General features: G+C 38.3%; 26 protein-coding genes. 11 read left to right on the plus strand and 15 right to left on the minus strand.

The features are described from left to right. Positions 1 to 18 precede the first annotated feature (18 nt). On the minus strand, positions 19 to 300 hold the full coding sequence (locus ACQV2X_RS06120; RefSeq protein ID WP_428873691.1) for a GNAT family N-acetyltransferase: 282 nt from the start codon (positions 298 to 300) through the stop codon (positions 19 to 21). Positions 301 to 473: 173 nt separating this feature from the next. Then, positions 474 to 1,475 carry an ornithine cyclodeaminase family protein gene (locus tag ACQV2X_RS06125; protein ID WP_428881812.1) on the minus strand — a complete coding sequence of 334 codons (1,002 nt, stop codon included), beginning with the start codon at positions 1,473 to 1,475 and terminating at the stop codon, positions 474 to 476. A gap of 241 nt (positions 1,476 to 1,716) precedes the next feature. Here ACQV2X_RS06125 and ACQV2X_RS06130 point away from each other — a divergent pair, with 241 nt between their 5' ends. Beyond that, a complete protein-coding gene (locus tag ACQV2X_RS06130; protein ID WP_428873689.1) occupies positions 1,717 to 2,496 on the plus strand; it encodes a threonine/serine ThrE exporter family protein in 780 nt (259 codons plus the stop codon). A gap of 24 nt (positions 2,497 to 2,520) precedes the next feature. Here the strand turns inward: ACQV2X_RS06130 and ACQV2X_RS06135 are convergent, their stop codons facing one another. Further along, a complete protein-coding gene (locus ACQV2X_RS06135) occupies positions 2,521 to 3,243 on the minus strand; it encodes a TraX family protein (protein WP_428873688.1) in 723 nt (240 codons plus the stop codon). Between the two features lie 126 nt (positions 3,244 to 3,369). Next, positions 3,370 to 4,263 carry an LCP family protein gene (locus ACQV2X_RS06140; RefSeq protein WP_428873687.1) on the minus strand — a complete coding sequence of 298 codons (894 nt, stop codon included), beginning with the start codon at positions 4,261 to 4,263 and terminating at the stop codon, positions 3,370 to 3,372. A 193-nt stretch (positions 4,264 to 4,456) separates the two neighbouring features. Here ACQV2X_RS06140 and galU point away from each other — a divergent pair, with 193 nt between their 5' ends. The 10 genes from galU to atpC all read left to right on the plus strand — a co-directional run bounded on the left by galU (position 4,457) and on the right by atpC (position 12,875). Then, on the plus strand, positions 4,457 to 5,329 hold the full coding sequence (gene galU / locus ACQV2X_RS06145) for a UTP--glucose-1-phosphate uridylyltransferase GalU (protein ID WP_428873686.1): 873 nt from the start codon (positions 4,457 to 4,459) through the stop codon (positions 5,327 to 5,329). A 9-nt stretch (positions 5,330 to 5,338) separates the two neighbouring features. Next, complete coding sequence (locus ACQV2X_RS06150; protein ID WP_428873685.1) at positions 5,339 to 6,220, plus strand: UTP--glucose-1-phosphate uridylyltransferase; 882 nt, start codon at positions 5,339 to 5,341, stop codon at positions 6,218 to 6,220. 434 nt (positions 6,221 to 6,654) lie between these two features. After that, a complete protein-coding gene (gene atpB / locus ACQV2X_RS06155) occupies positions 6,655 to 7,362 on the plus strand; it encodes a F0F1 ATP synthase subunit A (RefSeq protein ID WP_428873684.1) in 708 nt (235 codons plus the stop codon). 24 nt (positions 7,363 to 7,386) lie between these two features. Further along, on the plus strand, positions 7,387 to 7,599 hold the full coding sequence (atpE, locus tag ACQV2X_RS06160) for a F0F1 ATP synthase subunit C (protein WP_258435918.1): 213 nt from the start codon (positions 7,387 to 7,389) through the stop codon (positions 7,597 to 7,599). Positions 7,600 to 7,626: 27 nt separating this feature from the next. Beyond that, positions 7,627 to 8,127 (plus strand): F0F1 ATP synthase subunit B, encoded by a 501-nt coding sequence (gene atpF / locus ACQV2X_RS06165; RefSeq protein WP_428874747.1) that lies wholly within the window; start codon positions 7,627 to 7,629, stop codon positions 8,125 to 8,127. Beyond that, positions 8,114 to 8,518 (plus strand): hypothetical protein, encoded by a 405-nt coding sequence (locus tag ACQV2X_RS06170; RefSeq protein WP_258435920.1) that lies wholly within the window; start codon positions 8,114 to 8,116, stop codon positions 8,516 to 8,518. The genes atpF and ACQV2X_RS06170 overlap by 14 nt, the downstream gene beginning before the upstream one ends. Beyond that, positions 8,515 to 10,050 carry a F0F1 ATP synthase subunit alpha gene (gene atpA, locus ACQV2X_RS06175; RefSeq protein ID WP_428894339.1) on the plus strand — a complete coding sequence of 512 codons (1,536 nt, stop codon included), beginning with the start codon at positions 8,515 to 8,517 and terminating at the stop codon, positions 10,048 to 10,050. Before ACQV2X_RS06170 ends, atpA begins: the two co-directional genes overlap by 4 nt. Continuing rightward, a complete protein-coding gene (gene atpG / locus ACQV2X_RS06180) occupies positions 10,050 to 10,988 on the plus strand; it encodes an ATP synthase F1 subunit gamma (RefSeq protein WP_428873681.1) in 939 nt (312 codons plus the stop codon). The genes atpA and atpG overlap by 1 nt, the downstream gene beginning before the upstream one ends. Before the next feature lie 2 nt (positions 10,989 to 10,990). After that, on the plus strand, positions 10,991 to 12,451 hold the full coding sequence (gene atpD, locus ACQV2X_RS06185; RefSeq protein ID WP_428873680.1) for a F0F1 ATP synthase subunit beta: 1,461 nt from the start codon (positions 10,991 to 10,993) through the stop codon (positions 12,449 to 12,451). After that, positions 12,435 to 12,875 carry an ATP synthase F1 subunit epsilon gene (atpC, locus tag ACQV2X_RS06190; RefSeq protein WP_428873679.1) on the plus strand — a complete coding sequence of 147 codons (441 nt, stop codon included), beginning with the start codon at positions 12,435 to 12,437 and terminating at the stop codon, positions 12,873 to 12,875. The genes atpD and atpC overlap by 17 nt, the downstream gene beginning before the upstream one ends. 46 nt (positions 12,876 to 12,921) lie before the next feature. Here the strand turns inward: atpC and ACQV2X_RS06195 are convergent, their stop codons facing one another. The 11 genes from ACQV2X_RS06195 to ACQV2X_RS06245 all read right to left on the minus strand — a co-directional run bounded on the left by ACQV2X_RS06195 (position 12,922) and on the right by ACQV2X_RS06245 (position 20,865). Then, on the minus strand, positions 12,922 to 14,085 hold the full coding sequence (locus ACQV2X_RS06195; protein ID WP_428894340.1) for a nucleotide sugar dehydrogenase: 1,164 nt from the start codon (positions 14,083 to 14,085) through the stop codon (positions 12,922 to 12,924). A gap of 61 nt (positions 14,086 to 14,146) precedes the next feature. Beyond that, complete coding sequence (locus ACQV2X_RS06200; RefSeq protein ID WP_428894341.1) at positions 14,147 to 15,619, minus strand: FAD/NAD(P)-binding protein; 1,473 nt, start codon at positions 15,617 to 15,619, stop codon at positions 14,147 to 14,149. A 107-nt stretch (positions 15,620 to 15,726) separates the two neighbouring features. Beyond that, positions 15,727 to 16,353 (minus strand): DUF4230 domain-containing protein, encoded by a 627-nt coding sequence (locus ACQV2X_RS06205; RefSeq protein WP_428894342.1) that lies wholly within the window; start codon positions 16,351 to 16,353, stop codon positions 15,727 to 15,729. 103 nt (positions 16,354 to 16,456) lie between these two features. Next, a complete protein-coding gene (locus ACQV2X_RS06210) occupies positions 16,457 to 17,518 on the minus strand; it encodes a glucosaminidase domain-containing protein (RefSeq protein WP_428894343.1) in 1,062 nt (353 codons plus the stop codon). Then, complete coding sequence (locus ACQV2X_RS06215; RefSeq protein WP_428873674.1) at positions 17,515 to 17,745, minus strand: phage holin; 231 nt, start codon at positions 17,743 to 17,745, stop codon at positions 17,515 to 17,517. Before ACQV2X_RS06215 ends, ACQV2X_RS06210 begins: the two co-directional genes overlap by 4 nt. A 22-nt stretch (positions 17,746 to 17,767) precedes the next feature. Next, positions 17,768 to 17,992: a hypothetical protein gene (locus ACQV2X_RS06220; protein ID WP_428894344.1), complete on the minus strand. Its 225-nt coding sequence runs from the start codon at positions 17,990 to 17,992 to the stop codon at positions 17,768 to 17,770. A gap of 64 nt (positions 17,993 to 18,056) precedes the next feature. After that, complete coding sequence (locus ACQV2X_RS06225) at positions 18,057 to 18,296, minus strand: DUF2922 domain-containing protein (RefSeq protein ID WP_428873672.1); 240 nt, start codon at positions 18,294 to 18,296, stop codon at positions 18,057 to 18,059. A 21-nt stretch (positions 18,297 to 18,317) separates the two neighbouring features. Further along, a complete protein-coding gene (locus ACQV2X_RS06230) occupies positions 18,318 to 18,521 on the minus strand; it encodes a hypothetical protein (RefSeq protein ID WP_428873671.1) in 204 nt (67 codons plus the stop codon). Positions 18,522 to 18,587: 66 nt separating this feature from the next. Next, entirely contained in the window at positions 18,588 to 19,145 is a 558-nt protein-coding gene (locus ACQV2X_RS06235; RefSeq protein WP_428894345.1) for a sigma-70 family RNA polymerase sigma factor, read from the minus strand. 87 nt (positions 19,146 to 19,232) lie between these two features. Beyond that, complete coding sequence (locus tag ACQV2X_RS06240) at positions 19,233 to 19,409, minus strand: hypothetical protein (RefSeq protein WP_428881823.1); 177 nt, start codon at positions 19,407 to 19,409, stop codon at positions 19,233 to 19,235. A 514-nt stretch (positions 19,410 to 19,923) separates the two neighbouring features. Further along, complete coding sequence (locus ACQV2X_RS06245) at positions 19,924 to 20,865, minus strand: excalibur calcium-binding domain-containing protein (protein WP_428894346.1); 942 nt, start codon at positions 20,863 to 20,865, stop codon at positions 19,924 to 19,926. Positions 20,866 to 21,017 lie beyond the last annotated feature (152 nt).

The raw sequence follows: 21,017 nt of genomic DNA on the forward strand, positions 1-21,017 counted from the left end.
ATTTATTGGCTTAAATCCTTAAGAGTCTGCCGTCACATCCTGATATTTTTCAGGATCCTTAGCTAGCTTGTGGGTCACATAGGTGCAAGTGGAAGTAATCTTTCTTCCTTCCCTCCGGGCTTTATCGACCATTGCATTGAACAACTCGCCAGCTAGCCCCCTACCCTGGTTGGTAGGGTGAGTAAAAGTATGAGTGACCCAGATTTTATCGCCTTCGGTTAATTCATAAACCATCTGTGCCAGTGTATTTTCTTGTTCATCTACTGCAACCAACCTTCTCGAATCATCCACGATTTTCATCGAAACCCTCTTTTCTAAACCTATTTTTTAACTGAAAGTCACTTAAAACCATTATAAACAAAATGTAAGCGTTTGTAATCTTAAACGACTCAATTTAACCTACTTTTAATATAGGAGAAATATAAGTATTGCTCGCTCTTAAAAGAAGCTCTAGGATGTTGGTCAATAAATAATTAAGCGGTAAAATCAAAGGAAGTTCCCAATCCTTGTGCTAAGGCCCTTTGATAGACTTCGTGAGCGACAGCTACATCCGTGGCACCGATTCCAATTGGAATACAGATGATGCGCTGATTTTTTGGATCAATCTTTTCACTCGGACTCTCAGAAAGTTCAGCCAAAGTAGCTGTGATATCTTCTTCTAAAATTTGACCTGACTGATAGAGAGGTTTTAAGATTCCACGATTAAGAGCTTGACTGACGTGGTCGACCACAATAGCATCTGCTTGATGGATCAATTCGTATTCAATTTCTTGGTAGGATCCCATTGGGAAAACGATAGTTCCTTTTTGTACCCACTCTTCTTTTATTAAAGCAACCTTAGAAGGAGTTAGGGTAAAAACCGCGTCTACTTGACAAGCCTCTTGACCGTCTTCACAGATTTTAATGGCGCCTTGGACATATTTTTGCATATCCTCTTTAAACTCTTCGGCTGTATCGTGGTGGATATTCCAAACCCTTAATTCTACTATCTCAAAAACAGTTGAAATGGCATGAGTAACCTGTCTAGCTTGTTGACCAGCGCCGAAGATACCCATTTTAACCTTAGGCTTATTAAGCATATATTTTAAAGCTACAGCTGCTTGCGCTCCGGTTCGCATATTCGAAATCCGTGTCCCATCTAATACTGAAATAAAATTACCCATTCTAGCATCGACTAGCATGATCATCGCATTAATAAAGGGTAAACCCGCTTTAGCTCGTTCTCCTGCAAAACCTCCCACAAATTTTTGACCTGCTACTTTTAGAGAGCCTAAATAAGCTGGCATGGCGTTAAGAAAGGCTTCATGAAAAGGCCAGCCTCCCGTTTCCCCCATATCCAAAGTTACCTTACCTGGATTAACCACTTGACCAGCCGCAAATTCTTTAAAAACATTGTCAATAATTTCAACGGTATCTTCCATGGTAATTAAATGCTCAATTGTGGAATCATTGATCAGTAAACTTGATTGATCCATTAAATCACCCCTTTATGATTATTGTATCATGACACTTTTCTTTTTTCGATGCTTTGAATAAATGCTTTAACGCTAGCTTGAGTTTGTTTGGTTTTCGCTTGATAGGCCATAAGTTCGTCCTTTCGTAATTAATTATTTAACAATTATTATACTTTACTCATAGTACTCGACCAATTGATTGACTCTCCTTGCCTTTTAAAGCAATAGGTTCTAAAATATAAAAAAGAAGGAGGGTGGTTGAATGCGTATTTTCTATAAGAAAGTTTTTAAATTAGCACGTTTAGCTGGGAAGATTCTTTTAGAATCCAATGCCGAGGAACACCGTGTTGAAGACACGACTTTGAGAATCCTTCAAACAACTGGCCTTGACTCCCCTTCTAGCTATTCCAACACCACCGGTCTTTTTTTATCGCTAACAGATACAGACTTGGCAGAATATAGTTTTTCTGGTATTGTCCGCATAAATCAGCGACAAAACAATATCCAACACATCGCTAAAGTAAATGATATTTCTAGATCCTATGTTTCTGGCGCAATATCTGTTGATCAAGCCTATGAAGCTATGAAAAATATCAAGGATGATAAGTATGGCTTTTTAATTAAATACATTAACCTAATCCTGATGGTCCTCTTCGTCATTCTCTTTGGCGGAACTAATATCGATATGTTGGTCGCTTTTCTAATTGCTTGTCTCATACTAGCTTTAGAATATTGGCGCAAAACAACTTTTCTCACTGACTTTTTCTTTAATATCTTATCCATCGCTCTAGGATCTTTAGCCGTAAAATGGATTGATGCTAGTTTCCCTTCAACCATTCATCCAGGCATTATTTTAGGAGCTATGATCATGCCAAATTATCCAGTAACTTCAACGACCAATGCCATGCGCGATATTCTTAAAGGGAACAATCTTGCTGGTATAATCAAGGGCATTGATGCAATAATGGTCATCATTTCTCTGACTATTGGGTATACCCTAGGAATTCTTCTTAGTCAAATACTCCTGCCCTTCCTAAGCTAAAAACCGATAGCCAAAAACTGATTTTTAATTGGATTTAAAAAGCATTAATTTAATTAGATAAAGCAATAAAATATGTCCCGGATAGGCCCAATAGTGAAAGGCTTGTTGAACCCTACCACGCTTACCATTATAAAAAAGAATAAATAGACTGCTTAGAAAGACAGTGGGCATGAAATACTCAAAAGCAAAGGCTGGCAGAACGGCTAGCGCCTCTCTTAATCGTTTACCATAAGCAAAATAAAAAATTAAAGCAGCTAATAAACCAAATAAGTCATAATCTGCCATAGTTAAATATGCTAAGCCAAAGCATAAGCCGACACTCACTAAACGCATCAACCAACGATCTTTAAAATAATCCAGACTTACAAAAAGCATTAAGGCAATCAATAATTCTATGAAAACATTTTGATGGTTCCAATAAAAGACTTGATCAGCAAAGGCTAAATCAAAAGGTATTTCCGATATCACTGCTAAAAACCCCAAACGCATAAAATAACGCTTCAAATTTTTAGTATGATGATAACCTTCTAATAATAGATAAAGATAGATTGGAAAAGCTAAGCGCCCAATATTTCGCATAATTTCATAAACGCTTACCATCTGGCTTAAGAATTCATAGCTGTAATCACTCTGATGTCTAAAGATGCCCATTTCGATCAGAACAACAGCTGTATGGTCAATGATCATAAAAATTAAAGCCAACCACTTTAAATGGCCAGCTGTTAAAAAGCCTTTAAAGTTCTTCATTTTATTGTCACCCACTCATCAAATTTATTTTTAAAATTATTCTTATTATATAGAGAAAACGCTTTTAAAACAATAAAAAACAGACAGCTAGGGGCAATGATGCTATGCCTAGCTGTCTGTTTTCATTTATTTATCCGATTCTTTTTCTAATTTAAAGCTTTCTTCATTTTCTGAATTATTGGTAAGCTTACCGTCTAACTCGTCCTTAATAATTTGTTGATTCTTATTAAAGGACTCTTCAGTAATTTGATCATAATAGATGCCGTCTAACATAAAGCCTTCACCTTCAAATTGATTAAAGGTTAGCGTTGGACGCATATCTAAGTGTGAAATTACTAGCTTACCCAAATCAAACATATTGAGATTCATCCCCACATATTTGTTAATAGCCGTCGTCATATCTATTACTTCTTTAATACCTCTGCTTTTATTTAAAGCAGATTGGGCAATACCAACTACCACTTGACGTTGACGCTTTTGACGAGCATAGTCGCCACCAGAATTGTAGCGTTCTCTAACGTAAGCAAGCGCCATCTCACCATCTAAATGTAGTTCTTGACCTTCAGTAAAACTATAACCGCTGATTTCAAAAGAAGTTGGTGGAACAACATCAATTCCTCCTACAGAATCAACTACATCAGCTAAGCCTTTCATATCAACGGTAATATAGTATGGAATTTCAATATCTAACCAGTTTTCGACTGTTTCAACTGACAATTCTGGTCCCCCAAAGGCATAAGCGTGATTGATTTTATCCATTCCTCTATCAGGAATATCAACATAGGAGTCACGAGGAATAGAGGTAATGACAATATTTTCTTCCTTAGGATTTATCGTAGCAACCATCATAACATCTGAACGCCCAACTTCTGTTCGACCTAAATCGCCCGTATCAATCCCTAAAAGTAAGACTGAGAATGGCTTATTAATATCCATAGCATGGGTAGTCACAGTAGTTGTGAATAATGATGTCATGAATAAAGCAAAGACAGTAATATATTTAATTAGTTTTTTGGACATTGTTCCATCTTCCTTTCTATAATAGCATAGTTATTATAAGTTATTTACGAGGCGATTTCTAGAAATTCACAAAAAATACTAACTTATCACTAATCACTTTAAAAACTTTGGGGCTATTTAAGAATTGACATGGCTTGAGAATATCAGATAAAAGCCGTATGATAAAATGGATTACAAACAAAGGAGATTGTCTATGAAAGTTAGAAAAGCCGTCATCCCCGCAGCAGGGCTTGGAACTAGGTTTCTTCCTGCAACAAAGGCCATGCCTAAAGAAATGCTTCCTATCATTAATAAACCGACTATTCAGTTTATTGTGGAAGAAGCCCTTCAATCAGGTATCGAGGATATCTTAATTGTGACCGGACGGTCTAAGCGGCCCATTGAAGACCATTTTGATGCCAATGAGGAGTTAGAAGCCGTCTTAGAAGCTAAAGGTAAAGAAGAATTACTAACCACTGTCAAAGATCTTAATAAGATTAACCTCTTCTTTAAACGTCAATCTTATCCAAAGGGACTGGGCCACGCTGTTTTACAAGCCAAGAATTTTGTAGGAGATGAACCTTTTGTCGTCATGTTAGGCGATGACTTAATGACCGATACGGTTCCTTTGACCAAACAATTAATCGATAATTATAAAGATACCCATGCCTCTACTCTAGCAGTCATGTCAATCCCACCTCAAGATACCTCCAAATACGGTGTCATTGATCCGGAGCGCCAATACAAAAAAGGTATTTATAATGTGAGACGGTTTGTCGAAAAGCCAGCACCCGAAGTCGCACCGTCCAATTTAGCTATCATCGGCCGCTACCTATTAACACCAGAAATCTTTTCACTATTAGAAACACAAACAGCTGGGGCTGGTAACGAGATTCAATTAACTGATGCCATCGATCGCTTGAATAAAATCCAACGCGTCTTCGCCCTGGAGTTTAATGGACATCGTTATGATGTAGGAAATAAATTCGGTTATATGAAGACAGTAATAGAATATGGTCTCAGTCTTCCGGATTTACGCGATGACTTAATTAAATTTATCAAGTCCACTGTTGACGAGCGCTTATAGGAGGTTATTATGACTAAGGTTCAAGTTAAAAAAGCTGTTATTCCAGCCGCTGGTCTAGGCACGCGCTTTTTGCCAGCCACCAAGGCAATTGCTAAAGAAATCTTACCTATTATCGATAAGCCGGCCATTCAATTCATTGTTGAAGAGGCTATTGCGGCTGGGATTGAAGATATTTTAATTATTACTGGTAAAGGAAAACAAGAAATAGAAGATCATTTTGATGCCAACTTTACCCTCGAACAAAATTTAAAAGCCAAAGGGAAGGAGAAACTCCTTAAACTAGCCACTGAAACATCTAACTTAAATATTCATTATACCAGACAACACCATCCAAGAGGACTGGGTGATGCAGTTCGTCACGCCAAGGCCTTTATCGGCAATGATCCCTTCTTACTACTCTTAGGAGATGATATTATAAGGGGAGAAAATCTTTCCAAACAGATTATTGATCTCTATGCGGAAAAAAGACAAACAGTAATTGCCGGCGTTCGTGTCGATCCTGATAAGACCAAAAATTATGGTATCTTAGCTATTGAAAAAACAGCTACCCCTCACGTCTTTCAAGTCCTCGATATGATAGAAAAACCACAAGATCAACCGTCTTCAAATATGGCTGCAGCGGGGCGTTATATCCTAGAACCGACAATCTTTTCCATCCTAGACCAACTTGAAGTTGGAGCAACAGGTGAAGTGGAATTGACTGACGCCTTAATTGAATTACAAAAAACGCATCCCCTATTAGCTTACGAATATCAAGGCGAATGGTTTGAAGTAGGAGATGCTAAAGGGATGCTCAAAGCTTCTATTATATTCGCCATCGATCATCCTGAAGTTAAAGAGGAATTTATCCCTTATCTTAAAAATTTAGCTGAAAAGTTTGCGAATGAATAGTTATAAAAGCAGTGTCAATTTATGACTCTGCTTTTTATTTTAGAAATTATAAAGGCCATGGAGGTCGATAATAAATAAGAAATTTCAGAAAACACAAATAAAAATAAAATTTTTTTCTAATATTCGTATTTTTATATTGTATAATATTGCACCACTTAAATAATAATTTATGCCGTTTTATGTAAGCGAATAAAAAACGATTGTATCCCCTATGCTATCAATAAATAACTCCATAATTATTAAAAAACTTTAACAAGTTAACTTAAAGGTTAAACTGCTATAAAAGCCAAAGCACTACGATTTCTTTTGAAAGTCATAAAAATTATGCTATAGTGGATATAAGTGCTAAAATTTTACTTTTTTTCTTAGAAAAATAGTTTAACTGTTTAATAAGTGTAAAATCAGCATTAAAACTTATGAAAGAAGGAATCTGAATGGAAGATACACCGATTGTTCGTTTTCTCGGCCTATCTTTTAACTTCAACACCTTGATAGCCACCCTGGTCGTGGTAGCCATCATCACGGTGTTGTGCTTATTAGTTAGCCGCAGATTATCAGCCAATCATCCTTCCAAATTCCAAGTTTTGATGGAAATCATCATTGAATTTGTTGAAGGCATCTGTGACTCAACCCTCGGCCAGCACCAAAGTGTTTATGTCAATCTAGGGTTGACCTTTTTCTTGTTCGTTTTTGTGTCAAACTTAATTGGACTCCCCTTTTTAATTGTGACAGAGCATGAATCATTTTGGCGAAGCCCAACGGCTGATCCTATCGTAACCATTTCCCTAGCAATTATTGCTATTTTATCAGGTCACATTTTAGGGATTAAAAAGAATGGTTTAGGAGGTCACTTTAAAAACTTTTACGCTCGCCCAAATATTTTAAAATTACCTTTACAATTGGTTGAGGAAACAATCAATACAACCACCTTGGCCTTACGTTTGTTTGGTAATATTTTTGCCGGGGAAGTTTTAGTCGGACTGATTGCTAAATTCGCTATGGTCTTCATTCCATTTACTTGGGTAATTGCCATTCCCTTACAATTTGTCTGGCAAGGCTTCTCTGTCTTTATTGGTGCTATCCAAGCTTATATTTTTACCACTTTAACTATGGTTTATTTATCACATAAAATTAATCACTAATCCAAATACAAAGGAGATTTAAATATGACTGAATTAGCTGCTGCACTTGCTGTCGGAATCGCTGCCCTAGGTGCGTCAATTGGTAACGGAATGGTTATTTCTAAAACCATCGAATCCATTTCACGTCAACCCGAATTAGACTCACAATTAAGAGCTTTAATGTTCCTAGGTGTTGGTCTGATTGAGGCTGTTCCGATTATCGCTGTTGTTATTTCCTTTATCTTAATCTTTAGCTAACCATCAACTATTTAAGGAGTGTCAATATTGGACTTTACTATTATTCTGGGCGAAGCCCTTTTAACGCTTGCATCCTTTTTGATTTTACTCTTTGTCATCCATAAATTCGCATGGAAACCCTTCAACCAAATGCTAGAAACGCGTCAGAAGAAAATTACTGACGATTGGCAAGCGGCTGAAGAAGCTAAGAATAAGAACAAGGAAGCCCTATCACAAATTGATGCACAACTAAAATCAGCTCACTTAGAAGCTGAAAAAATTATTCGTCAAGCACAAATTGATGCCAATCATCTGCGCGACAAGATGATTGAAGAAACACGTCAAGAACAAAGCAAAATGCTGCAAATGACGCAAGAAGATTTAAAACTACAAAGACAAAACTTTGCCGAAAATATGCAAGAATCATTAGTCCATATGGCAGTTGCCATGGCAGGCAAGGTCATTCGTCGTGAAATTTCAGAAGATGACCACCGTCAAATGATTCAAGAATTTATCACTCGATTGGAGGAGCTCGATGAACAACGGTAGACTTCACAAACAAGAAGACTTAGCAGAGCTCGCCCTAAAATCAGGACGACAGGTCACCTATGAAGATGACCTGCTCTTCGAACTGCTAGACATTGAAATTAATGATGAAGAAGAAGGTCAAGAAATCTTAAAAGAGTTAACTGGAGAGCGACTCTTTTTATCTTCAGCGATCCCCTTAACCAAAGCAGAAAAGCTTAAAATTGCCCGTGAATTCATGCGCATTACTGGCTTTTCTATTCGTTCTTTTACCACTATTATTAACCCAGACTTAATTATTGGTGTCCGCTTACAAAGCGAACGCTTCTACTATGAGCTTTCTGGCGGACAGATCTTGCAAACTATGCAAAATGAAATTAATATTCCGGAAAGTGAAGAGGTGATTTCTTCATGAGCACAAACGAAAAGTTTACAAAAGATGTTTTAAAACAAATCCACGACTTTGAAATTGATAAGAAGTTAGAAGAAATCGGAACCGTTTCTTATGTCGGCGACGGTATCGCCTTTTCTGAAGGATTAGACAACGCCATGTATGGTGAGATGGTTGAGTTCAATGATGGAACCATCGGCATGGTACAAAACCTTGAAAACGACCAAGTCGGAGTAATTATTTTTGGCTCCTACCATCAAATCCATGAAGGCGATATTATTCGTCGAATGAACCACACCATGGAAGTTCCCGTTGGTAAGGCCCTGCTTGGACGAGTGGTAGACGCCTTGGGACGTCCCATAGATGATAAAGGACCTATATTAACCAACAAAACACGACCCGTCGAACAAGAAGCTCCGGGCATCATGGAAAGACAGTCGGTTAAAAAACCTTTGGAAACAGGTATTAAGGCCATTGACTCCCTAGTTCCCATCGGAAGAGGTCAAAGGGAATTAATTATCGGAGACCGTAAAACTGGTAAAACTTCACTCGCTATCGATGCCGTCTTAAATCAAAAAGGCAAAGATGTTATTTGTATCTATGTAGCGATTGGACAAAAGGAATCAACGGTAAAAAACATTGTCAATACTCTGACCAACCGTGGTGCAATGGATTACACTATAGTAATGACTGCTTCTGCTTCCAAGCCTGCTCCTCTTTTATACATCGCTCCCTATGCGGCAACTGCTATGGCTGAGGAGTTTATGTACGAAGGAAAGCACGTCTTAATTATATATGACGATTTATCCAAACAAGCAGCAGCTTATCGTGAAATGTCCCTCTTGCTCAAACGACCACCTGGGCGTGAAGCCTATCCTGGGGATATTTTTTATCTACACTCACGTCTTTTAGAACGTTCAGCTAAATTATCGGATGAATTAGGCGGTGGTTCGATCACTTCTTTACCGATTGTTGAAACGCAAGCAGGTGATATCTCAGCTTATATCCCAACCAACGTTATTTCCATTACAGACGGACAGATCTTCTTACAAAGTGATCTCTTCTTCTCTGGCGTTCGACCAGCCATTAATGCCGGACTATCGGTTTCACGGGTTGGAGGATCTGCGCAATTAAAAGCCATGAAACAAGTATCAGGAACCTTACGTTTAGACCTAGCTTCCTATCGCGAATTAGAAGCCTTTACTTCCTTTGGATCAGACATCGATGAAATGACTGCCCGCCAATTAAGACGTGGCGAGCGCATCGTGGAAGTTTTAAAGCAAGGCCTTCACAAACCTATGCGCTCTGGCGTTCAAATCATCGTCTTCTACGCTTTAGGTAATGGTTACTTTGATAAGATATCCGTTAATTTAATTCACCAATTAGAAGAAGTAATTGCTAATGAATTTACTACCTATCATGCCGGGCTTTTACGACAATTAGAAGATAACCAACCCCTACCAACTGAAATCGAATTAAATGGTATTTTAGACAAAGTTGTTGATAATTTTATCCTTGTTCATTCTGAAGGATCTAAAACAGGAAGTGATAAGTAATGCCGTCTTTAAACGAAATCAAACGACATATTGCTTCTACTGAAAAAACAAAAAAAATAACTAATGCTATGCAGATGGTCTCAAGAAATAAAGTCAACCATTTATTGGATATGACTCAATCTTATCAAGTCTATATTGATCATTTAAGAGAAACCATAGTGCAACTGCACTATACCTTAAAAGTCACCCCTCCTAACTTTTCCAAACCAGAAATTCGCTCTTTAATTACTCCCCGGAAAGTGAACAAAATTGGTATTTTTCTTATCTCAACTGATAAGGGCTTAGCAGGTTCCTATAATGTTAACTTAATTAAGGGGCTGGATGAGTGGATTGAAGAACAAAACTTTGATGAAGAACAAGAATTAGTTTTTTATACCCTAGGACGGACAGGTGAAAGATATTGCCGCGAACGGGGCTACAAAATTGCTCGCTCTTACTATCCGCTGTCTGACCAGCCGGGCTTTCAAGAAGCTCACTACTTCATCAGACAACTACGTTCAGCCTATGTGGAGAAAGAATGTGATGAGCTTTATTTAGCTTACAATCACTATGGAGTAGGTTCCGGTACGAATTCAAAATTTGGAGTCGATAACTTATTACCGGTAGTTTCTTTAAACCGCCGTATGGAACTTGATCCATCTTTTGATAAAAAAGAATTAATTTCGGAAGTCTTTTTAATCGAGCCCTCAATGGAAGCAGTATTAGAAGGCTTAGTTCCTCAATATATCGAATCTTTTGTCTACGGTGCCCTCTTACAGGCCAAAACAGCTGAACATTTCTCACGTATGATTGCCATGCAATCGGCCACTGAAAATGCTAAAGAAATCATTGAAGACTTGCAGTTGCGCTATAATCGCGCCCGACAAGTTAAAGTAACCAATGAAATTATCGAAATTGTTGCAGGTGCTCAAGCCCAACATAAAGAAAGAAGGAAATAAGTATGCGAATCGGACATATCAAACAAGTAATCGGACCGGTCGTGGATGTTTCCTTTCCTTTAGAATACGGAACACCAGAAATCCATCATGCCCTGGTTGTAACCGACCTTGAGGAAGTAAATGAAACATCCGACTTAAAGACGATTCTCCAACACCGAAAAGTGGTACTCGAAGTCGCTATTGATATTGGGCATGACACCGTACGTACCATTGCCATGGAAGCAACCGAAGGTTTATCACGGGGCATGGCTGTTGTCGATTTAGGTGAAGCCATTAAAGTACCCGTAGGTGAAGCTACATTGGGACGCGTATTCAATGTTTTAGGAGATACAGTCGATAATGGACCTGAACTCTTCCCAGATGTAGTCAAACATTCCATTCATGCCGATGCGCCTGAATATAGCGAACTGGCTTCAAACTTCGAAATCTTAGAAACAGGAATAAAGGTCATTGACTTATTAGCTCCCTACCTCAAGGGTGGAAAAATTGGTCTTTTTGGAGGAGCCGGTGTCGGTAAGACGGTATTAATTCAAGAATTAATTCATAACATTACCCAAGAACACGGTGGCCTTTCGGTCTTCACTGGAGTTGGTGAAAGAACGCGTGAAGGAAACGACCTCGTCCATGAAATGCGCGACTCTGGCGTTTCTAAAAATACAGCCATGGTCTTTGGCCAAATGAATGAACCCCCTGGAGCTAGAATGCGGGTAGCTTTGTCTGGTTTAACCATGGCAGAGTATTTTCGTGATGTAAAGCATCAAGATGTCTTGCTCTTTATTGATAACATCTATCGTTTTACTCAAGCAGGTTCTGAAGTTTCGGCTCTACTTGGAAGGATGCCTTCAGCAGTAGGTTATCAACCTACCTTAGCTTCTGAAATGGGAGCCATGCAAGAGAGAATCACTTCCACCAAGGCAGGATCGATTACATCCATACAAGCAGTATATGTACCAGCCGATGACTATACAGATCCAGCGCCAGCGACTACCTTCTCTCACTTAGATGCAACCACTAACTTAGAGCGTAAATTAACCGAGCAGGGTATCTACCCAGCGGTTGATCCACTCGCCTCCTCTTCTTCAGCCTTATCTGAAGATGTTGTTGGCGAACGACACTATCGGGTAGCTCGTGGCGTTCAACAAACTTTGCAAGGCTATCAAGACCTCAAAGATATCATCGCCATCTTGGGTGTAGATGAGTTGAGTGAAGTTGAAAAACTAACCGTTAAAAGAGCCCGACGTATTCAGCTCTTCCTATCACAAAACTTCCACGTAGCAGAAGCCTTTACTGGTATTCCAGGTTCATACGTAACCGTACAAGAAACAATTGACGGCTTCGAAGGTATTCTAAATGGTGATTACGATAATCTGCCTGAAGAAGCTTTCCGTAACGTAGGAAATATCGATCAAGCCATTGAAAAAGCTAAGAAAATGGGAGTGGATTTGGATGACGCAAACGCTTAAAAATCTACAAGTTCAGATTATCTCTCCTAATGGCGTAGTCTATACCAAACGTGCCCGCAAATGTCATGTGCAAACCATTGATGGTGGTATCACCATTCTACCCAATCATATTGCCATGATGACCGTCTTAGACATCTCAACTGTTATCGTAGCACCTCTAGTCGAAGGCAAACCGGATGACTATATCGCTATTAACGGTGGACTATTGGAAATTCGGGACAACGAACTTAATATTATTGCCAACATGGCCGTTCGAGCCCTAGATATTGATGACGCCCAGACTAAAATGGAGTTGTCCATGGCTGAAGATAAGCTGAAACAAGCAGAAATCAATCAAGATATTCGCGCTTATCATTCAGCTGAAATTGAATTACGAAAAGCACTCAACCAATTGGATGCTTTCAAACATCAACATAATCAATAAAAAGAAACCTTCCGTTTTCAAATTAACGGAAGGTTTTATATTTATCTTAATTATTGCCAAAAACGTCGCGACTATAGACTTTTTCTTTTACAGCTGCTAATTGATCTGCAAGGCGATTAGCAAGAATAATATCAGCCTTTTGACAAAAGACTTCAAAATCAGCTACAACTTCTTCGCCATCAAATTGCTTTTCTTCAAGTGTCGGTTCATAGATAATTATCTCTTTGCCTTCTGCTCGCAGCTGTTTAATAATATCAAGAATAGCAGATTGACGGAAATTATCCGAATTGGATTTCATGGTCAAGCGGTAAATGCCGATTACTTGCGCTTGATGTTTTAAAACTTGTGAAGCAATATGTTCTTTACGGGTTGCATTCGAATCCACAATCGCTTGAATTAAGTTGTTTGGAACGTCTTGATAATTAGCCAGCAATTGCTTGGTATCCTTAGGCAGGCAATAGCCACCATACCCAAATGACGGATTATTGTAGTGATCACCAATTCTAGGGTCAAGCCCTACTCCTTGGATAATGTGCTGACTGTTTAAGCCACGTACTTCAGCATAGGTGTCCAATTCATTAAAATATGAAATCCTTAAAGCCAAATAAGTATTGGAGAAGAGTTTTACTGCTTCTGCTTCAGTTGAAGGCATGGTTAAGATAGCCACTTCTTCATCCAAGCAAGCCTCAGCAAATAATTCAGCTACTGTCTGACTATGAACAGATTCATTGCCGACAATAATACGAGAAGGATGCAAGTTGTCGTAAAGCGCCTTACCTTCTCTCAAAAATTCTGGTGAGAAGATAATATCCATACCATATTTTTGACGAATTTCCTCAGTATAGCCGACAGGAATGGTTGATTTAATCACAACTACTGCCTGAGGGGCATATTCTTTAACTTTATCGAGCGCCTCTTCGACAGCTGAAGTGTCAAAGTGATTATTAGCGTCATCATAATTAGTTGGCGTAGCAATAATCACTAATTCTGCCCCACTATAAGCATAGCTAGGATCATCGGTGGCTTCTAAATTTAAAGAATGATTGGCTAGGTAATCTTCCATTTCAGCGTCCACAATAGGTGCAATTTTTTGATTGATTAAATCGACCCTTTCTTTAACAATTTCCATCGCTTTCACTTCATTATATTGAGCCAAAAGAATCGCATTTGAAAGCCCGACATAACCCATTCCTGCAACTGTTATTTTCATGACGCCACCTTATCTTTCGTTATTTTAATTCTATTATACAAAAGTTCACTCTAAGTTAAAACTAAATATCCCGTGCAGATTCAAGCAAGTGTTTCACACAAGCTTCTGCTTGCTTATAGGTCAGCTTGGTATTATTGTTACCAAATTGAGTAGAGAAAATCCAATGACCTGTTAGATATAAATGCTCCAATCGGCCAAATCTTTGACTAAGAACTTGAGTATGCGGCCAATCAACAAGAATACCACCCAATGGATTTGCTTGGATAATTCCTTCTTGATACATTTGATTAATTAAAGGATCATGTTGAGCGGCTGTCTCTAAGTTTTGGTCAAAGCCGGTTGCATTGATTAAATAGCCGCTTTGATAGCGTAAGCCTTTTTGAGTGACAACGGTAAATCCTTGGGCATTCACTTCCACAGCTTTCATACCAGAAACAATCCGAATACGTCCATCTTTCAAACCTTGTAAAATAAACGCAATACTTTCAGCCGGTGTTTGACTTCTAAAATGTTCGAAAAGTCCCATAAAATCTTTAAAGAAGCGTATGCGATCTTGGGATGATAAGGCCATATTCAAGGCTGGTAGAAAGGCAGTCAACTTGCGACCATATAATTGTAAGATACTTAATCGACGGTTTTGTTGGTGGATAGCCATTAAACCTTCCCCAATGGATCCTTGACTGTATCTTTCGACTAAAGATTTCCAATCTACCCCATTGGCTTCCATATCCTCTTCAAATTGATGAAATATAGCTTCTAAAGGGATTGTTTGACCATCAGATTGGGCCAACTGCTTATCAATCCAATCTGCATTTAAGTTAAAAACCAAGTCTTCGGCATAGCGTTCAAACTTCGGTGTCGAAAAGGGCTGGTCTAAAATATAAAAAGTCACCGGATGATCAATGGTAATTGGATAGTGATCTTGTAAATAACGCATAATATCAATCCCAGTTAATCCGGATCCAATGATTCCAATTCCTTTTTGATAGTCCAAATCACTTAGAAGCTGTTCAACTGGATAAGGATGGTGAATATAGCCTTCTTGTCCCAAAAGATTATAATAATCGGCATAAGGTGGATGACCTACTGTCATTAGGACAGAATCATAGGGTCCATATTGCCTACCTTGCGCGTCATATAGATAATAAGACTTGGGGGATTTAATTTTCAGTTGATGAATACGCTGATTCACCACATGAATGATATCTTCTTCAAAGTATGGACTAAAATAATCCTGGATATACTCACCAAAAATAGGTCTGGGTGAAAAAATATCCCTGCGAGCATATTCGGGATAATGATCTTGTAACCACCTTAGATAGTGGTCAGCGTCTTGCCATTCAAAACCTAAATCACCGACATAGGAGTTCATTAATAATTGGTTAGAATCAGGCTCATAAGGGGAGCCTACTCCCAATTGTTTACGGTCTTCAAAAACATCCACATGATTTATCAGACCTTGGTGATTTTCTTCAAGGATTGTTTTAACGGCAGCCGCTCCAGCAACCCCTGCTCCAATAATTGCTACTTTCATAATGACCTCCATTATCTTTTTCTCAACTTCCATTATAACGAATTTGAATTCGCTTTACACTAGGAGAAAAACAAATGAAAAAAGGCCTTATTAAAAGGCCTCGTTCTCTAGCTTGCCGTTTCAATTGTTAATTGAATTTCAGGATCAATTGTTTTCAGCATATCTGTTAGCAATTTTTCAATTTGGCTTTGTGAATAATTCTGTGCTTCCTTTAATAATCCCTTAGATAAAGCTTGCTTCTCCATTTCTTTTTTTAGGTCTGATTGAAGACTCACAACATCATCCACCTTAATTGGATTAAATAGCGAACCTTCTTCATCAATGATTTCGATTGAATCATCTTCTACTTCATGCGCTAAAATTTTCGCTTGTGGGACTTTAACCACTAGGTTTTCTTCATTAGAAATGACGTCAATCTTTCCTAACTCTACCCCTGTATGAATGATACCGGAATAGGTCATCATAAACTCTGATTCAGTAAAGGGAATTTCCCAAGACTTTATCGTTTTATGCTTTTCAAATTTTCCCATATTAGTGTAGTGATATTTCATAGTGGTTAATTCCTGTGAATCTTCTAAACGATTTTTGATTAATACTAATTCTTGATCCGTTACTTGATTAGGTATAAAGTGAACAAAATGATTGAATCCGTACCAACCTATCCAAGCTACAAAAAAAAGGATGCCTACTAGTAGAAAGAAATAATTCAAGAATGTTTTAAGCGCTTGTTTCATCTATTCACCTCTTTTAAAGTTTGCCTATTTACTATCATAGCATAATCCATTCAGATAGTATCCGTCTTAAGGTGGAGAGAGGAAAAAAATGAGACTAATTCCATTAATCCGTTAGCTGGACAATTTGATACCGATAATCCCCCAAGTTGAATATTGCTTTCTTACTTGGATCGACTAAACAACTAAGCGGCAGCGCTAATTGCCGACGAAATTGCTCCATTTCTGCTCGATTATAACCGGGACACAGGGTATTGTTATTAACTTCCCAATGTCCTTTAACAGCAGAAGCGGGTAAGTTTAAATCTTTCATGAGTTTACGCGTGAGCCAGTCTCTAGCTTTGATTTGTTGAGGCGAATAGTCTTCTTTGGCATTAGCTTCTACTGATAGATGGACACAGAAATGATTACAATTGGCTACCCCCCAAGTCATGCGTTCTAGGTCATAATTTTGGTAAATTTGTCCTTGACTATCGATATAAAAGTGATAGCCTCCACGATCCCATCCACGTTGCTTATGCCAAAAGACCTCGTGGTCTGAAATGTGACGATTTAAAGACCGTTTCACACCTGTATAGTGCCAGACAATGGTTGTGATAGCATCAAGAGTCCTGTCTTTTGCTTGTCCACCTAGAGCTTCTGACCGACGATCAATAATAAGAGGCTCATCCAATTGCTTATTTAATTCCTCCACCCTATTCACTGCTAGATTATAGCTCGTAAGATCATAGCAGTTGATAATTTCAATTAACTTATCACCATAATGGGGGTCACTGGCATAAATGCCTGTTAAAGCCCTGGCCTCTTCAAAGGAATCCTTTGCTTCGATTGCCGCTTTATAGGCCACATGCTGACGGTAAGGAGTAGAAGTGAAGAAAATAGCGTGGTCTTCAACGCCTTCTTCCAGACTCTTATAGGCGCGAAACTGTGAAACCACCATCTGGCCATTTGCTTCCAGTGAAGGATGGTCGACTACCTTACCCTGCCAGGGAGCAGATGCTTTAATACCAAAACCATTATTGGATTTAAGATATAGCGGTGACCGTCCCCCATTGGATTCTAAAACAAATTGCGCCATCCGGGTCGCAACCGATATCGGACTTTGATATTTCTGAAAAAGTGGTGCTAAGCTAGCCATTCTTTGACTCATCCAAGCCTCTTTTATCATATTAAGGCCCCCCAACCCTTAGGCGAGTTATCATTATGATGATAGTGATAAGAGGATATTTGTAAGATAGATCCTAAAAAGATGGTTAACAAATTAATCAGCCCCACCCATTGACCTCCTTGATTCAAGTGGTACAAGTCGGCCATTCCTTGTACAAAAACAGCCAAGGCTGGTAGAAAAATTAATACGAGCCATTTGCCTAAATCATAAAAACGATTAGATAACATTCTATCACCCTTTCTATTATTTTTATATCCATTGACGACTTTCTGGCGGCCACATAAAATAATCGTTTTGATCGACCTTTTGTTTAATCGTTTGTAGCTCTTGGTTAAACGCTTCTAGTTTGGCCTGCATCCAATCAATGCGTTCAATTAGATCATGCAAGGCAGTAATCAGGCCAATTAACTTAGAAATCAAGGTAATCACTGCAATAATCGCTCCAGCATAAGAACCTAAATCAATCAAATGCATGCACAACCTCCTTTTAGTAATAAGGAGCTGAGCAAACACTCAGCCCCTCTAAAATCATGCTTAACTAAGCTTCTTCATAGGCATAAACATCGGTAACGTTACGCTCAACATAGCGAGCGGCAACCGGAGTCACATACATATCTAAGCCCTGATCATCTTTGAATAAATCACAGTCAACTAGAGCCTGCATCACAGCTTCGGCAGTTTCTTTAGTAACTGAATCAGCTGGTTGATTAATCGTAATCTTACGCGTTTTACCCGCCGCATCTAAGAAAATCAATTCTAATACCATACTATCTTTCATCTTGCTTTCCCCTTTCCATCATTAAATAAAATTATAAGCATAAACAGCTTGAGCGGTATCGGTTGGATTAATGGTTAATTGATCGATTTGATCTTTAACCAACTGCACTTGATTGGGAGTAACCCCCTCAATCAAGCCTTGAATAGAGACATTAAAAGTCTTCTCTGTTGTCGGATTCATACCTTTAAGCGCTAAACGCCCTGATTTGTATTCTTTACTTTCCATTTTTCATTCCTCCTAGGTATTTATGTAAGCCGTACGATCTTACACCTTATACACACAATCAGATCATCAAAAACGGCAAGAAAAAGACAAGTTTTTAGATTTTTCTTTAAAGAGATGACCGAGCTTAGCTGCAATACGCTTTTTATCATTGCGGAGGGTGCGCTCAGAAATGTTGCAGAGCTGGCAGATTTCACGATTACGCCATTTTCCTTGTAAAATTAAATTGAAAATCTTACGCTCTCGTTCTTTTAGATGGTCTTTAACAGTTTGTTCCAATAAAAAGATTGATTCTTTTGAGCATTCTTCTCTCAGCTCTTCGATAAGATCTGATAAAATAACAGGATCTGTCGGGGTCACTTGATAAGTGGATTGGCGCAAACGATTGAGTAGAAACCATTTTAAACCCTTACCCGCATAAGCGATAAATTGATAGCGATGATCGATACAATTTAAGGGATCGCCTTCAAACTTTTGATAAAGCCTTAACAACTCTAACCGCATCTCCTGAAGATGGTCTTGATAATCGTTATGGTGGGTAGACAATTGGTAATGATGGAGCCAGTGATGGATGAGGGGGTCAAACATAATAATGACATTAGTTAATTCTTCAGATGATTTTTTCATTAGTCTTCCTCCTTGAATTTTGACATGAAAAAAACGGGCCGAAAGCTAAGGAATATCCTTACAATCTAGCCCGTCTAGCGGTTCTGCTTAATTCTTATTTTTATTTTTATTTTTCTGAGTTACCTGCGCTTCTTGAATGGTTACACTATCGGATGGAAGAAATTGAATCTTGGTTTCAATTCCTTTGCTAACAATAACAACCGTTTTCTGTTTCAAATCGAGCTCACAGACTTTCTTGTTCCTCGAATTCCTTATTTCGAGCATCCGAATCCTCCTACTATATTCAATTGAGTCCATGTGATGACTCATAGTTTCTCATCACTTTATTCAAAACACAACTTATATGATAAATGGCTTATAACAAAACAAAATAGCAAATTAAAAGACAACTAAGCGATTCTTTTTCTTTTAGCTATAGGTAGCAGGCTCCCCCTTCCTCAGATTTATTGTTAAATGTTGATCAACAATTTGAATTATACATATTTTTAAAGCCTTTGCAATACTCTTAAGTTTAAAATTTTTAATAATTTAAATTTTTATTTAAAATAGGGCCTCTTTTTCTCACTCTAAGCCGATATCATACTCTTATTAAAATAAAAACATATATTTAAGATGATATAAGCAGAAGTGTGAAGAAAAGATAGTAGCTTTGACAATCGGTTGAAAGTTGACAAAATTTTAAAAAATTATAAAAAGTTGCTGACTAGAAAATAAAAGAGCCAATAGCTCGGATCGCTATCAGCTCTGAGGGGCAAGAGTCAAGATTTAGCGTTCAGCTTTACTCGCAACCAATACCATCATTATCTCGATCTAAGTGTGGACCATATCCAGGTTGTCCACGATAGACGGGAGCGGCTCCTGCTTGACGGGCAATGGTACAGTTCGCATAATAAACATTTTGCTCTGGGGCTGGTTCTGGTTCTGTATTAGTGTCAACAGGTTCTTTTGACACTACTGGCGCTGAAACTTCTTCCGTTTGATTAATGTATGAATTATTAGATTCTTGCGTTGGATGGGATGGGTTATTTTTGCTCGGTAATTCAAATAAAGCATTTGCTTTTTGAGTATTATCGGCTTGAGAAACAACGACTTGACCCGTTTGTGTATTTTTAATCACTTCAGGGAATTCGGCATTGGCTAGAAACTGATTGGAGTTATCCTCCCAAACATAATAACGATTTTTGGCAGCATAGTCTTGGGATTGAACAAGAACATCTAAGTATTCATTAGCCTTTTCTGCTTCTTTTGTTTGGTCGAGTTGGATCACTGAGTAGCCTTCCGTTAAGAGAATTTCTTGCACTAATATGCCATCTAACCATAAGTTCGCCACATAATCTTCTTTTTTAACCGATTCATCTTGGAGATCTTCTTTTTCAACTTCAAATAATTCTAATTCGACCTTGTCAGCATCTTTCATCAATTCTTCTAAGCGCTCTTTAGATTCTTGGGCATAGGCTTCATCTTTTTCTTCTTCTGGTGAGAGGATATGCAGTAAGTTAAACGTCATAAGCTTGTCCTTATCACTCTTTAAGCTGGCTTTCATGGTATTGGCCGAAAGAACCTTATATTTGTCCACTTCTTCAAAGTTTGATTGGTCTTCTCTTTCAGCAAAGACCACATAGCCTAACTCTTCCTCATTGACTTCTGCACTTACCCACGTATTAAAGAAAAGACCTGAAGTCAATAAACCGACAGTGGCTGCTAGTAACCATTTTTTCATTGTATGCTCTCCCTTATAATTGATAGTTAATGTTAATAATTATAACATAAAAAAAGAGCTATTTTCTATATCAAAAGCGAAGAATCATGGTGTAAAACTCTAGAGTTGTCAAACATATGTTACACAAGGTGCTTCTAAATGGGCATGCTTAT

Source organism: Facklamia sp. P12945 (assembly GCF_050409485.1).
GTDB lineage: Bacteria > Bacillota > Bacilli > Lactobacillales > Aerococcaceae > Facklamia.

Bases quoted from the DNA above. Each gene is read 5' to 3' on its own strand.
- ACQV2X_RS06120 (WP_428873691.1), bottom strand. From the start codon at position 300: ATGAAAATCGTGGATGATTCGAGAAGGTTGGTTGCAGTAGATGAACAA.
- ACQV2X_RS06125 (WP_428881812.1), bottom strand. From the start codon at position 1,475: ATGGATCAATCAAGTTTACTGATCAATGATTCCACAATTGAGCATTTA.
- ACQV2X_RS06130 (WP_428873689.1), top strand. From the start codon at position 1,717: ATGCGTATTTTCTATAAGAAAGTTTTTAAATTAGCACGTTTAGCTGGG.
- ACQV2X_RS06135 (WP_428873688.1), bottom strand. From the start codon at position 3,243: ATGAAGAACTTTAAAGGCTTTTTAACAGCTGGCCATTTAAAGTGGTTG.
- ACQV2X_RS06140 (WP_428873687.1), bottom strand. From the start codon at position 4,263: ATGTCCAAAAAACTAATTAAATATATTACTGTCTTTGCTTTATTCATG.
- galU (WP_428873686.1), top strand. From the start codon at position 4,457: ATGAAAGTTAGAAAAGCCGTCATCCCCGCAGCAGGGCTTGGAACTAGG.
- ACQV2X_RS06150 (WP_428873685.1), top strand. From the start codon at position 5,339: ATGACTAAGGTTCAAGTTAAAAAAGCTGTTATTCCAGCCGCTGGTCTA.
- atpB (WP_428873684.1), top strand. From the start codon at position 6,655: ATGGAAGATACACCGATTGTTCGTTTTCTCGGCCTATCTTTTAACTTC.
- atpE (WP_258435918.1), top strand. From the start codon at position 7,387: ATGACTGAATTAGCTGCTGCACTTGCTGTCGGAATCGCTGCCCTAGGT.
- ACQV2X_RS06170 (WP_258435920.1), top strand. From the start codon at position 8,114: ATGAACAACGGTAGACTTCACAAACAAGAAGACTTAGCAGAGCTCGCC.
- atpA (WP_428894339.1), top strand. From the start codon at position 8,515: ATGAGCACAAACGAAAAGTTTACAAAAGATGTTTTAAAACAAATCCAC.
- atpG (WP_428873681.1), top strand. From the start codon at position 10,050: ATGCCGTCTTTAAACGAAATCAAACGACATATTGCTTCTACTGAAAAA.
- atpD (WP_428873680.1), top strand. From the start codon at position 10,991: ATGCGAATCGGACATATCAAACAAGTAATCGGACCGGTCGTGGATGTT.
- atpC (WP_428873679.1), top strand. From the start codon at position 12,435: ATGACGCAAACGCTTAAAAATCTACAAGTTCAGATTATCTCTCCTAAT.
- ACQV2X_RS06195 (WP_428894340.1), bottom strand. From the start codon at position 14,085: ATGAAAATAACAGTTGCAGGAATGGGTTATGTCGGGCTTTCAAATGCG.
- ACQV2X_RS06200 (WP_428894341.1), bottom strand. From the start codon at position 15,619: ATGAAAGTAGCAATTATTGGAGCAGGGGTTGCTGGAGCGGCTGCCGTT.
- ACQV2X_RS06205 (WP_428894342.1), bottom strand. From the start codon at position 16,353: ATGAAACAAGCGCTTAAAACATTCTTGAATTATTTCTTTCTACTAGTA.
- ACQV2X_RS06210 (WP_428894343.1), bottom strand. From the start codon at position 17,518: ATGATAAAAGAGGCTTGGATGAGTCAAAGAATGGCTAGCTTAGCACCA.
- ACQV2X_RS06215 (WP_428873674.1), bottom strand. From the start codon at position 17,745: ATGTTATCTAATCGTTTTTATGATTTAGGCAAATGGCTCGTATTAATT.
- ACQV2X_RS06220 (WP_428894344.1), bottom strand. From the start codon at position 17,992: ATGCATTTGATTGATTTAGGTTCTTATGCTGGAGCGATTATTGCAGTG.
- ACQV2X_RS06225 (WP_428873672.1), bottom strand. From the start codon at position 18,296: ATGAAAGATAGTATGGTATTAGAATTGATTTTCTTAGATGCGGCGGGT.
- ACQV2X_RS06230 (WP_428873671.1), bottom strand. From the start codon at position 18,521: ATGGAAAGTAAAGAATACAAATCAGGGCGTTTAGCGCTTAAAGGTATG.
- ACQV2X_RS06235 (WP_428894345.1), bottom strand. From the start codon at position 19,145: ATGAAAAAATCATCTGAAGAATTAACTAATGTCATTATTATGTTTGAC.
- ACQV2X_RS06240 (WP_428881823.1), bottom strand. From the start codon at position 19,409: ATGCTCGAAATAAGGAATTCGAGGAACAAGAAAGTCTGTGAGCTCGAT.
- ACQV2X_RS06245 (WP_428894346.1), bottom strand. From the start codon at position 20,865: ATGAAAAAATGGTTACTAGCAGCCACTGTCGGTTTATTGACTTCAGGT.